Source organism: Sphingopyxis sp., from assembly GCF_035250425.1.
GTDB lineage: Bacteria > Pseudomonadota > Alphaproteobacteria > Sphingomonadales > Sphingomonadaceae > Sphingopyxis.
Genome location: NZ_DATFFD010000034.1, coordinates 1 through 10,795, shown reverse-complemented (window position 1 = coordinate 10,795; position 10,795 = coordinate 1). Strand labels below are relative to the sequence as shown.

14 protein-coding genes are annotated in these 10,795 nt (G+C 65.2%); 11 read left to right on the top strand and 3 right to left on the bottom strand.

Annotation, left to right across the window (positions count from 1 at the left end):
- A partial coding sequence (locus tag VJ811_RS02515) for a glycosyltransferase (RefSeq protein WP_324070698.1) occupies positions 1–305 on the bottom strand: 305 nt, incomplete at its 3' end.
- A 65-nt stretch (positions 306–370) separates the two neighbouring features.
- On the opposite strand from VJ811_RS02515, the gene VJ811_RS02510 reads away from it, so the two are divergent.
- The 8 genes from VJ811_RS02510 to VJ811_RS02475 all read left to right on the top strand — a co-directional run bounded on the left by VJ811_RS02510 (position 371) and on the right by VJ811_RS02475 (position 7,439).
- Positions 371–535, top strand: a complete 165-nt coding sequence (locus tag VJ811_RS02510) for a hypothetical protein (RefSeq protein ID WP_248456706.1) — start codon at positions 371–373, stop codon at positions 533–535.
- Positions 528–1,865, top strand: a complete 1,338-nt coding sequence (locus VJ811_RS02505) for a putative O-glycosylation ligase, exosortase A system-associated (protein WP_324070697.1) — start codon at positions 528–530, stop codon at positions 1,863–1,865. The genes VJ811_RS02510 and VJ811_RS02505 overlap by 8 nt, the downstream gene beginning before the upstream one ends.
- Complete coding sequence (locus tag VJ811_RS02500; RefSeq protein ID WP_324070696.1) at positions 1,826–2,992, top strand: acyltransferase; 1,167 nt, start codon at positions 1,826–1,828, stop codon at positions 2,990–2,992. Before VJ811_RS02505 ends, VJ811_RS02500 begins: the two co-directional genes overlap by 40 nt.
- Before the next feature lie 51 nt (positions 2,993–3,043).
- The gene (locus VJ811_RS02495; RefSeq protein ID WP_324070695.1) at positions 3,044–4,054 is read left to right on the top strand and encodes a DNA topoisomerase IB; all 1,011 of its coding nucleotides are present in this window, start codon (positions 3,044–3,046) and stop codon (positions 4,052–4,054) included.
- Positions 4,055–4,086: 32 nt separating this feature from the next.
- Complete coding sequence (locus VJ811_RS02490; RefSeq protein WP_324070694.1) at positions 4,087–5,292, top strand: mechanosensitive ion channel family protein; 1,206 nt, start codon at positions 4,087–4,089, stop codon at positions 5,290–5,292.
- A 94-nt stretch (positions 5,293–5,386) separates the two neighbouring features.
- Positions 5,387–5,845 carry a MaoC family dehydratase gene (locus VJ811_RS02485; RefSeq protein ID WP_324070693.1) on the top strand — a complete coding sequence of 153 codons (459 nt, stop codon included), beginning with the start codon at positions 5,387–5,389 and terminating at the stop codon, positions 5,843–5,845.
- Between the two features lie 66 nt (positions 5,846–5,911).
- Positions 5,912–7,093, top strand: a complete 1,182-nt coding sequence (locus VJ811_RS02480; protein ID WP_324070691.1) for an acetyl-CoA C-acyltransferase — start codon at positions 5,912–5,914, stop codon at positions 7,091–7,093.
- Positions 7,094–7,148: 55 nt separating this feature from the next.
- The gene (locus VJ811_RS02475) at positions 7,149–7,439 is read left to right on the top strand and encodes a putative quinol monooxygenase (protein ID WP_324070690.1); all 291 of its coding nucleotides are present in this window, start codon (positions 7,149–7,151) and stop codon (positions 7,437–7,439) included.
- A gap of 84 nt (positions 7,440–7,523) precedes the next feature.
- Here the strand turns inward: VJ811_RS02475 and soxR are convergent, their stop codons facing one another.
- Positions 7,524–7,991: a redox-sensitive transcriptional activator SoxR gene (soxR, locus tag VJ811_RS02470; protein ID WP_324070689.1), complete on the bottom strand. Its 468-nt coding sequence runs from the start codon at positions 7,989–7,991 to the stop codon at positions 7,524–7,526.
- Between the two features lie 84 nt (positions 7,992–8,075).
- Here soxR and VJ811_RS02465 point away from each other — a divergent pair, with 84 nt between their 5' ends.
- Positions 8,076–8,471 carry a VOC family protein gene (locus VJ811_RS02465; protein ID WP_324070688.1) on the top strand — a complete coding sequence of 132 codons (396 nt, stop codon included), beginning with the start codon at positions 8,076–8,078 and terminating at the stop codon, positions 8,469–8,471.
- 65 nt (positions 8,472–8,536) lie between these two features.
- Positions 8,537–9,001, top strand: coding sequence for a pyridoxamine 5'-phosphate oxidase family protein (locus tag VJ811_RS02460; RefSeq protein ID WP_324070687.1), 465 nt, complete (start codon positions 8,537–8,539; stop codon positions 8,999–9,001).
- A 145-nt stretch (positions 9,002–9,146) separates the two neighbouring features.
- Here VJ811_RS02460 and VJ811_RS02455 read toward each other — a convergent pair whose 3' ends face one another.
- Positions 9,147–10,139, bottom strand: a complete 993-nt coding sequence (locus VJ811_RS02455) for a dipeptide epimerase (RefSeq protein ID WP_324070686.1) — start codon at positions 10,137–10,139, stop codon at positions 9,147–9,149.
- A gap of 24 nt (positions 10,140–10,163) precedes the next feature.
- Here VJ811_RS02455 and VJ811_RS02450 point away from each other — a divergent pair, with 24 nt between their 5' ends.
- Complete coding sequence (locus VJ811_RS02450) at positions 10,164–10,559, top strand: YkvA family protein (protein ID WP_324070685.1); 396 nt, start codon at positions 10,164–10,166, stop codon at positions 10,557–10,559.
- Positions 10,560–10,795 lie beyond the last annotated feature (236 nt).

The following is a 10,795-nucleotide window of genomic DNA, read 5'->3' as shown; positions in this document are numbered from 1 at the left end:
GGCGAATGCGCATGCAGAAGGTCCGGTTTCCATTGCTGAACCAGTGTTTCAACGCGCTTCGCCAATGCCCCGATCTCGCGCCACTCGCGGATCGGCGCGCGCGCGGGTGCGATCGGCAGGGTGCGATAGAAGGTCAGCCCGTCGACCGTCTCACCGTCCGGACCCGGCTCGGGGTGCCGCACGCCGGTGACCCCCGCGACCTCCCACCCCTTCGCGGCCTGCGCCTTCATCAGTGCGCGCGTGCGAAAGGTGTAGCCGCTGTGCGCGGGCAGGCTATGGTCGAGAATGTGCAAAATGCGTGTCATAGGCCAATCCACTGACATACAAGCCTTAACGCGGCGTCAACCCCGATCGCGTAGCCGGAGCGGACATGATCGACAATTTTTCCCTTGGCTTGACGCACGTCCTGATGGCGATCGCGCTCTGGCGCCTGCTTCATCGCGACGATCTCGACCGCGAAGTCAGCCCGCGCCTGCTGTGGCAGCAACGCCGCGACGCCGAACGCGCCGAAGCGGATGCCCGCCCCGATGCGTGATCTCGCGTTCGTCGCCTTTCTGTTCGCCTTCATCGGGATCGGCTTCAGGAAGCCGTTCCTGTTCATACTGTGCTTTTGCTATATCGACATCGTCGCGCCGCAGCGTCTGAGCTATTTCCTGATCAACTCGATGCCCGTTTCGCTGATCGTCTTCGGGCTCGCGATCGCCGGCTGGCTCGTCGCCGACGAAAAAAAGGACACACGCTGGTCGGGGCGGCAGACCTTGCTCGTGATGCTGCTCTTCTATTGCTGGATGACGACCATCTATGCCGATTTCCCCGTCGAGGCGGCGGACAAGTGGAGCTGGGTGTGGAAGGCGCTGATCTGGGCGATCTTCCTTCCGCTGACGCTGCGCACGAAGCTGCGGATCGAGGCGCTGGCGCTGATGCTGCTGCTCTCGGCGGCGGCGATCGCGATCGCGGGCGGCATCAAGACAGCAGCGGGCGGCGGGGGCTATGGCACGCTTCAGTTGCTGCTGAGCGAAAATTACGGGCTTTACGAGGGCAGCACCATGTCGTGCGTCGCCATTTCGATCATCCCGCTGATCCTGTGGTATCGCCGCCACGGGACGATCTTTCCGCCCGACTGGATGATGTCGGTCTTCTGCTTCGCGCTGGTCTTTGCCTGCGCCTTGCTGCCTGTTGGCACCCAGGCACGCACCGGGCTGATCTGCCTCTTCGTGCTCGCGCTGTTGTCACTGCGCGCGGTCAAGCACCGCCTTCTCTACATCGCGGGCGCCGGGCTGCTCGCCGCCGCCGCTATCCCCTTCCTGCCGCAAAGCTATACCGACCGGATGGAAACGATCCGCGGCTACAAGTCCGACCAGTCGGCCTCGACGCGCGTCGCGGTGTGGGCGTGGACCTGGGACTATGCGAAGGACAATCCCATGGGCGGCGGCTTCAACGCCTTTCTTCAAAATCGCGTCCGTGTCGAAAAGGAAGCGAGCAGTCCGGAAGAAACGGCGAGCGTGTATGAGGAAGAATCGCGCGCCTATCACTCCAGCTATTTCGAGATGCTGGGCGAGCAGGGCTATCCGGGAACCGCCATGTGGTTGCTCCTCCATTTTGCGGGGCTGGTGCAGATGGAGCGGATCCGGCGGCGCTACCTGAAAACGCGGCGCGGCGAAGAACAATGGATCGCACCCCTGGCAACCGCGCTGCAGCACGGCCATATCGTCTATCTGGTCGGGTCGCTGTTTGTCGCCATCGCCTTCCAGCCCTTCATCTACATGATGCTGGCGCTCGAGATCGGGCTGACGACCTATTGCCGCCGCCGCGAGAAGGAAGCGGGATGGCGGCCGCTGACCCCGCGCTCAATGGTGGCCGCGTGAGCGCCACCGCCATGCCGCGACAAATGCTGCCGACCCTCACCGGGCTGCGCGGGTTCGCGGCGCTGATGGTACTGCTTTACCATATCCGCAGCGCGATGGCGGGCTTCCTGCCCGAGCGGGCCATTGCGGTGCTGGCGGAGGGCTATCTGGCGGTCGACCTGTTCTTCGTCCTGTCGGGGTTCGTGCTGTGGTGGACCTATGGCGCCGAGTTCCGCGATCAGGGTATCCGCGCCGCGCCGCGCTTCATCATCCGGCGATTTGCCCGCATCTTCCCGCTCCACCTCGCGATCCTGTCGGCGATGCTGCTGTTCGCGGCGGCGCTGCTCGTCAGCGGGCGCGATCCCGGCGCGCATTACAGCTTCGCCGAGCTGCCGGCGCATTATCTGCTGGTCCAGAATTGGGGGTTCGGCGACGGGCTGACATGGAACGATCCGGCGTGGTCGATCTCGACCGAATGGGCGGCCTATCTGCTGCTGGCGATCACGGGCGGCTGGCTGACGCGGCTGCCGCGCGGCGCGTGGAGCTTCCCTTTGTTGATCATCGCGATGACCGCCGGTCTCGGATGGTGGTTCGCGGCAACCGGCCGCGCGAGCATTGGCGACGATATTCCCGCGACCGGCCTGCTGCGCTGTCTCGTCGAATTCGGCATCGGTATCCTGCTTTGCCAATGGTGGACGGCGCAGCGCGAAAGGCCCGGCGGCACGGCGATCATCTACGGCACCGCGCTCGGCCTCGTTGGCGCCGCGGCATTGCTGTTCGGGGTGGCCGGGTCGCAGCCGGCGGCCGTGCCGCTGATCATGACCGCTGTCGTCATCCTTGCGCTGCAGGCATCGACGGCGCCGCGGCCCCTCTTGTCAGGCCGGATCGCGCAATGGCTGGGGGACATCAGCTATGCCGTCTATCTGTCGCATTTCTTCCTGTGGATTCTCTTCAAGCTGTTCTTCGTCGACGATCCGGCGCTGGTCCATCCGGTGAAGATCCTCGCCTTCATTCTGTTGACGCTCGCCGTGTCGCATCTTCTCCATATCGCGCTCGAGGTGCCGGGGCGGCGCATCGCCCAGCGCGCCGGCGACCGCCTGCTCGCCGCACCGCACACCATCTTCGCCGCGGGCCGCAGCGAGACCTGACGCTGCGGCACAGCCGGGGAACCATCGGCAGCGGCGCGGCGCTATGGACCCATGTCCGCACCGCACCTGATCCATGTCGACGACAGCCTGCCCGGCATCAGCCGCGAGCGCTCGGGCGCCGGCTGGCGCTACCGCGACGCCAAGGGCAAGATCATCCGCGACCGCGACGAAATCGACCGTCTCAATGCGATCGCGCTTCCCCCGGCTTATGAAGATGCCTGGTTCTGCCCCGCGGCGAACGGCCATATCCTCGCGACCGGCTACGACGCCCGCGGGCGCAAGCAATATCGTTATCACCCCGATTTCCGGCGCGCGCGCGAAGCCGATAAATATGACCGCTGCGCCGCGTTCGGCCATGCGCTACCATTGCTGCGCGCGCGCCTTGTGGACGACCTGAACCGCCGGACACTGGCTCCGGAGCGCGTCGTCGCGGCGGTGGTACGCCTGCTCGACCTTGCCTCGCTGCGGGTCGGGAACGAAGAATATGTCGCCGCCAACAAGAGTTTCGGCGCGACGACGTTGCGCCAGCGCCACGCAAAACTCTCGGGCAAGACGCTCCGCCTCAAATATATCGCCAAGGGCGGCGCAAAGCGCGAGGTGACGATCAGTGACCGCAGCCTCACGACGCTGGTGCGCCGGCTGCAGAACCTGCCCGGCCAGAATCTCTTTCAATATGAGGATGAGGGCGAACTCTATACCGTGGGGTCGGAAGATGTGAACGCCTATATCCGCGAGGCGATGGGAGAGGAATTCAGCGCCAAGCATTTCCGCACCTGGTCGGCGAGCATCGAGGCTTTCGCTTTCCTCTACGATGCGCCCGCACCGCCCACCCTCAAAATGATGCTCGAACATGTCGCCGGCCATCTCGGCAACACGCCCGCGATTGCGCGCAAGGCTTATGTCCACCCCGCAATGCTCGCCGTGGCGCAGGCGCGCGACGACTTTGCCGCCGCGATCGGAACCCTGCCGCGCGCGACGCGCTATCTTTCGCGTTACGAACGCGGATTTTTGACCTATCTGGAGCAGGCGCCCGCCGCCGCGGTGCTGCTCCAATCCGCCTGATCCGACGTACATAGGACCCCAAAAGGACCAGCATGAATTTCCCCATCCTCGCCGCCGCGACCACCGCCGCCCCGAAAGCTGCGCCCGCAAAGGCGGCCGCGGCCGATCCGCTCGCCGACCTGCAACGCTATTGGGACATGAGCCTCGCGTGGGTGGAAAGCCATTGGCTGCAGATCGGCATCGCGATCGGCGTCGGCCTGCTCATCTATTTTGTCCTGTCGATGGCCCGCGGTTTCGCGCTCAAGCATGCGCAGTCGGCCGAAGGCGAAATGACGCTGACCCACATCGCCGGGCGCGTGATCCACAAGACCAAGTCGTCGGTGCTCGCGATCATCGCGATCCGCATGGTCGCCAGCTATGCCCAGCCGCCCGCAGTGATCATGCAGTTGATCCAGTTCGTCTTCACGGTCGCGGTCGTGCTGCAGGTCGCGATCTGGGCGCGCGAGATCGTGCTCGGGCTGATCCAGCGCCGCGCGGCCGAGGGGAACAACGAGACGCTTTCCAACGCGATGGGCATCATCCGCCTGCTGATCAGCATCGCGTTGTTCGCGATCGCGGCGATCGTCATCCTCGACAATATGGGGGTCAATGTCACCGGCCTCATCGCCGGTCTCGGCATCGGCGGCATCGCCATCGGCCTTGCCGCGCAGGGGATCTTCTCCGACCTCTTCGCCTCGCTCTCGATCATCTTCGACCGGCCCTTCCGCGTTGGCGAGACGATCAAGTACGACACGAGCACCGCGACGGTCGAGCGCATCGGGCTCAAGAGCACGCGCCTCCGCTCGCTCAACGGCGAATTGCTCGTGATCTCGAACACCAATTTGCTGAGCAAGGAGATCACCAATTTCGCGCATCTCCACCGCCGCCGGATCACCTTCAAGATCGGCGTCGTCTATCAGACGACACCCGCTATGCTGCGCGACCTTCCCGCGCTGCTTGAGGAACAGGTGGTTGCCGGGGGCCAGGAGTTCATCCGCTCGAGCTTTTTGACCTTCGGCCCATCGAGCCTCGATTTCGAACTGATCTTCGATGTCTTCAGCGACGATTATGATGTCGTCGCCGCAGCGCGCACCGATATCGCCATCCGCGTCTTCGACGCGATGGCCAAGAGCGGCTACGCGTTCGCCTATCCGACGCAGACGACCTTTACCGCGGCGCCCGACGGGACCATGGTGATGCCCTATTCCGAGTCTCCAAAACCCAAGGGGGGCACGGCAAAGGCAGCAAAGTCCGGCTGACGCTACGGCGCCGCGGGCGCGGGGCTTGGCTCTTGTGCAATGCGTCAAGAGAGGCCTAGAACGCGCCCCGAACCAGCAATTTGAGGGGATGATTATGGCCACCATCACGCCGCAGGAACTGCAAACCAAGGTCGGCGAACATCTCGGCACGTCGGATTGGGTGCTCGTCGATCAGGAGATGATCAACAAGTTCGCCGACGCGACGGGCGATCACCAGTTCATCCATGTCGACGAGGAAAAGGCGAAGCTGACGCCCTTCGGCGGCACGATCGCGCACGGCTTCCTCACCCTGTCGCTGATGCCGCTGCTCGGCGCGAGCACCGACGGCCCCAAGGTCGGCGGCGTCAAGATGGGTGTCAATTACGGCTGCAACAAAGTCCGCTTCCTCTCGCCCGTCCGCTCGGGCAAGCGCGTGCGTAGCCACATCAAGCTGCTCGAGCTCGAGGAAAAGCGCCCGGGCCAATGGCAGCAGACCAACGAAGTCACCGTCGAGATCGAAGGCGAGGAAAAACCCGCCCTGATCGCCGAATGGATCAGCCAGTTTTTCGTTTGAGCCCAAGGGCCGTACCAATCCTCCCCGGCAAAGATTCTGCCAAACTCTTCGAAGAGGAACATCAATATGCGTGACGCCGTCATCGTTTCCACCGCCCGCACCCCGCTGACCAAGGCGGCGCGCGGCTCGTTCAACAACACCCTCGCCCCGACGCTGGGCGCCCATGCCGTCCGCGCCGCGGTCGAACGCGCCGGCATCGAAGGTGGCGAAGTCGATGACGTGCTGTTCGGCGCCGCGATGCAGCAGGGCTCGCAGACGATGAACGTCGCGCGCCTGATCGCGCTGCGCGCCGGCCTGCCCGTCACCGTCCCCGGCATGTCGATCGACCGCCAATGCTCGTCGGGCCTGATGACGATCGCGACCGCCGCGAAGCAGATCATCGTCGACCGCCAGGACATCGCGGTTGCCGGCGGTATCGAGAGCATCTCGAAGGTCAGCGGCAGCGGCAAGGTCTTCATCGAGACCGACGCCGAGCTGATCGCGATGCACAAGGACACCTATATGCCGATGATCGGCACGGCAGAGGTCGTCGCGAAGCGCTACAACATCAGCCGCGAAGCGCAGGACGAATATTCGTTCCAGTCGCAGCAGCGCACCGCCGCCGCGCAGCAGGCCGGCAAATTTGCCGATGAGATCGTCGCGTGCAAGGCAACGATGGCGGTCGTCGACAAGGAAACGAAGGAAGTTTCGTTCAAGGACGTCGTCGCCGATCATGACGAATGCAACCGTCCCGACACCACGCTCGAAGGCCTCTCGAGCCTGAAGCCGGTGATGGGCGAAGGCCACACGATCACCGCAGGCAACGCCAGCCAGCTCGCCGACGGCGCATCGGCGGCGGTGCTGATGGAAGCCAAGGTCGCCGAAAAGAAGGGTCTCCAGCCGCTCGGCCGCTATGTCGGCATGGCGGTCGCGGGCACCGAGCCCGACGAAATGGGCATCGGCCCCGTCTTCGCGATCCCGAAGCTGCTCGAACGCTTCGAGCTCAAGATGGACGACATCGGCCTCTGGGAACTCAACGAAGCCTTCGCAGTGCAGGTGCTCTATTGCCGCGACACGCTCGGCATCCCGAACGAGCTGCTCAACGTCAACGGCGGCTCGATCTCGATCGGCCACCCGTTCGGCATGACCGGCGCGCGCTGCGTCGGCCACGCGCTGATCGAGGGCAAGCGCCGCGGCGCCAAATATGCCGTCGTCACCATGTGCATCGGCGGCGGCCAGGGCGCAGCGGGGCTGTTCGAGGTCTTCTGACGAACCTATCGGGCCGGTCCTCGCGGGCCGGCCCGACCATAAGCGGAGAATTGCCATGAGTGCCATCGGTGTGATCGCAACGCTGCGCGTGCAGCCCGGCAAGGAAGAGGCGTTCGAGGCGGTTTTCGCCGAACTCGCGGCCGCGGTCCATAAGGAAGAGGCCGGCAACAGCTATTACCGCCTGTTCCGCACCGGCGAGGCCAGCGTCTACAAGGTAATGGAATGCTATGACGACGACGCTGCGGTCGCGGCCCACCGCGCGTCGAACCATTTCCGCGACCTCAGCGCCAGCCTCGGCCCCTGCCTCGCCGGGGCGCCCGAGATCGAGCGGCTGAGCGCGGCCTGATCGAGGTTTTTCGTCGCCCCTGCGAAGGCAGGGGCCGCGAGAGGCCTTGCACCGATAGCGGCCCTGCCGTCGCAGGAGCGACGGCTATATTTCCGCAATCTCACCCGACCGGTCGCCGAGCACATAGCGCGGCCCCGCCCCGCGCTGCGCCGCTTTGTCCTCGCGGTTGTACAGCCCGCATTTCTTGAGCGAGAGGCAGCCGCAACCGATGCAATTGCCGAGCAGTTCGCGCGTGCGCTGAAGCGCCGCGATCTGCGCATCGATCCGCGCGCGGAGCCCCGTGCTGATGCGCGTCCAGTCGGCACCGTTCGGCGTCCGTCCGGCGGGAAGCTGCGCCAGCTCGGCGGCAATCTCCTCGAGGCTCAGCCCCAGTTGCTGCGCGATCAGGACAAAAGACACACGCCGGATGTCGGCGCGCAGGAAGCGGCGCTGGCCGCCGCCGGTGCGCAGCGCCTCGACCAGCCCCTTCGCCTCGTAAAAGCGGATCGCCGACACCGCGACGCCGGTGCGCGCCGCGAGTTCGCCGATCGCGATCAGATCGGTCCGATGCATCTTCCGCGCTCCTGCTTTTCGCTTGATCTAAACCTGACTTGAGCTTCTATAAGCCGTGCGTCAACGCGAATCAGGAGAATTTAGGTGGCGCATCCCTTCATCGAGCATGTGAATCTGACGGTCAGCGATCCCGACCGCACCGCCGGAATCCTCTCGGCGATCTTCGGCTGGCACGAACGCTGGCGCGGGCCGGCGCGCGATGGCGGCCGCACGATCCACCTCGGCAGCGATGCCGCTTATATCGCGCTCTACACCCGCCCCGACGGCGAGCCTGCCGACGCGCAATATCCGAAGGGCGCGCCGCTCAACCATGTCGGCGTGCAGGTCGAGGATCTCGACACGATCGAAATGCGCGTGAAGGCGGTCGGGCTGACCCCGTTCAACCATGGCGATTACGAACCCGGCCGCCGCTTCTATTTCTTCGACCCCGACGGCATCGAATATGAGGTCGTCAGCTATGCAGAGCCGCGGCTGCGCTGAACGGGGCAACAACCGGCCGACTGCCGCGTTGATCGATCATCGAGGGACGAACAGGAGACGTTCCGATGAGCGACGACATCAAGACAATATTCTGGAAGGCGCTGGCCAACAGCCCCATCGTCATGGTCGGGGCGACCGGCGAACGCGAACATCATATCCCGATGACCGCGCAACTCGACAGGCAAGCCCACGGCGCCTTCTGGTTCTTCACCGCGGCCGACAACCGCCTGGCGGGCGGCGGCCCGGCGATGGCGCAGTTCGCGTCGAAGGGGCATGACCTCTTCGCCTGCATATCGGGCACATTGCGCCGCGAAGACAACCGCGCGGTGCTCGAGAAACTGTGGAACAACAGCATCGCGGCCTGGTACGAAGACGGCAAGGACGACCCCAAGCTGGTCCTGCTGCGCTTCGACCTCGACGACGCCGAAATCTGGACCGCGGACCCCGGCCTCAAGGGCATGTTCAAGCTCGCGACCGGCATGACGATGAGCGACGGCGAACTCGGCGAACACGCCACCGTGGCGTTGTAGGTCCAGATCCTCCCCGTGCCGCAGGCATGGGGAGGTGGCAGCGCGAAGCGCTGACGGAGGGGTAATGACGCGACGTCAAAACCCCTCCACCATCGGCTGCGCCGACGGTCCCCCTTCCCATGGCTTCACCATAGGGAGGATCTTTTCAACCCACCGGCGGCCCGATCCGCCCGTCACGAAACTCGAACCCGCCCTCACGGTCACGCGCCAATAGCGCCGGCCCATCAAGATCGACCCAGCGCGCCCGCTGCGCCAGCACGAAAGCCGGCGCGATCGCCAGGCTGGTCGACAACATGCACCCGACCATGATCGATAGCCCCGCCGCATCGGCAGCATCGGCGATGCGCAGCGCCTCGGTCAGCCCGCCCGCCTTGTCGAGCTTGATATTCACGCCGTCGTAAAAGGCGCCGATCCGCGCGACATCGGCCGCCGTCTGACAACTTTCGTCGGCAACAAACGGAATCGGCGCATAGATCGGATCGAGCAGCGCGTCGGCGCCCACCGGCACCGGCTGCTCGATCATTTCGACCCCCAGGTCGGCGAGCGCCTCGGCCTCGCTCAAAATATCGATATCGCGCCAGCTTTCGTTGGCGTCGACGATCAGCCGCGCTTCGGGCGCGCCCTTGCGCACCGCCGCGACGCGCAACAGGTCGTCTTCGCCGGTCAGCTTGAGCTTCAGCAAACGATAGCCGTCGGCCTCGGCCGTCGCCGCCTGTTCCGCCATCGCGCCGGGGGTGCCTAGCGAGATGGTGAAAGCGGTGACACGCGACGTCGGCGCGCCGTCGCACTCCGCAAGCTGCCAGAGGCGCAGTCCCCGCTGCCGCGCTTCAAGATCCCACAAGGCGCAATCGAGCGCATTGCGCGCCGCGCCGGCCGCCATCAGTTCCTGCACCGCGGCGCGCGCGCCGGCCGCGCCCATGTCGGCGATATGCGGCGCGACGCGCAATAGCTGGTCGCGGCACCCGGCCGCATCCTCGCCCAGATAATAGACCGGCGTCCCTTCGCCGCGCCCGGTCTCGCCCTCGCTCTCGATTTCGGCGACGACGACATCGACATGCGTCTTCGCGCCGCGGCTGATGACGAACGCTCCTGCGACCGGCCAGCGTTCGACACGCGCGCTTTTCAGTTGGATAGCCATGCGGGAAGGCTAGTGTAGATCGCGATGACCGGCAAATCCCTTTCCGAACGTATCGGCGATCTCGGCCACCGCCTCGCGGTCGAGGCGCACGCCGCCCGGCTCGCCGCGCGCGACCCGCGCGTTCCCATGCTCGCGCGCATCCTCGCCATCGCGGTGGCAGCCTATGCGCTGTCGCCGATCGACCTGATTCCCGATTTCATTCCGGTGCTGGGCTGGCTCGACGATTTGCTGATCGTCCCCCTCGGCCTGTGGGTCGTGCGCCGCCTGATCCCCGATCCCTTATGGGCCGAACTCCACGCCGCCGCTGAAACCGCGAGCGAACGCCCGTCGAGCCGCGCCGGCATGGCGTTCATTCTGCTGCTATGGGCGGGACTGCTCTACATCGTTTACTGGTCGGTACGGACCTCGCCCTGGCATTAACCGCCGGTTTTTCTGGCGGTCGGCTTTGGGGTAGTGAGCGGACGTTCCCAACCCTCGTCATTCCCGCGAAAGCGGGAACCCAGAGCGCGCGTAGGCTGACCCCGCACTGGGTTCCCGCTTTCGCGGGAATGACGAGTTATAAGATACGAAGCGTCGCTTTTCGGTCGATTTGAGCCATGCCTCTCTTCCCGCTCGTGTCGAGCGAAGTCGAGACACCCATCGACGCATCGCCTAGC

What these genes read in the sequence shown, in the direction of transcription:
- VJ811_RS02495 (WP_324070695.1), top strand. Translation starts at nt 3,044, where the DNA reads ATGTCCGCACCGCACCTGATCCATGTCGACGACAGCCTGCCCGGCATC.
- VJ811_RS02475 (WP_324070690.1), top strand. Translation starts at nt 7,149, where the DNA reads ATGAGTGCCATCGGTGTGATCGCAACGCTGCGCGTGCAGCCCGGCAAG.
- VJ811_RS02485 (WP_324070693.1), top strand. Translation starts at nt 5,387, where the DNA reads ATGGCCACCATCACGCCGCAGGAACTGCAAACCAAGGTCGGCGAACAT.
- VJ811_RS02510 (WP_248456706.1), top strand. Translation starts at nt 371, where the DNA reads ATGATCGACAATTTTTCCCTTGGCTTGACGCACGTCCTGATGGCGATC.
- VJ811_RS02505 (WP_324070697.1), top strand. Translation starts at nt 528, where the DNA reads ATGCGTGATCTCGCGTTCGTCGCCTTTCTGTTCGCCTTCATCGGGATC.
- VJ811_RS02480 (WP_324070691.1), top strand. Translation starts at nt 5,912, where the DNA reads ATGCGTGACGCCGTCATCGTTTCCACCGCCCGCACCCCGCTGACCAAG.
- VJ811_RS02455 (WP_324070686.1), bottom strand. Translation starts at nt 10,139, where the DNA reads ATGGCTATCCAACTGAAAAGCGCGCGTGTCGAACGCTGGCCGGTCGCA.
- VJ811_RS02490 (WP_324070694.1), top strand. Translation starts at nt 4,087, where the DNA reads ATGAATTTCCCCATCCTCGCCGCCGCGACCACCGCCGCCCCGAAAGCT.
- VJ811_RS02460 (WP_324070687.1), top strand. Translation starts at nt 8,537, where the DNA reads ATGAGCGACGACATCAAGACAATATTCTGGAAGGCGCTGGCCAACAGC.
- VJ811_RS02500 (WP_324070696.1), top strand. Translation starts at nt 1,826, where the DNA reads ATGGCGGCCGCTGACCCCGCGCTCAATGGTGGCCGCGTGAGCGCCACC.
- VJ811_RS02450 (WP_324070685.1), top strand. Translation starts at nt 10,164, where the DNA reads ATGACCGGCAAATCCCTTTCCGAACGTATCGGCGATCTCGGCCACCGC.
- soxR (WP_324070689.1), bottom strand. Translation starts at nt 7,991, where the DNA reads ATGCATCGGACCGATCTGATCGCGATCGGCGAACTCGCGGCGCGCACC.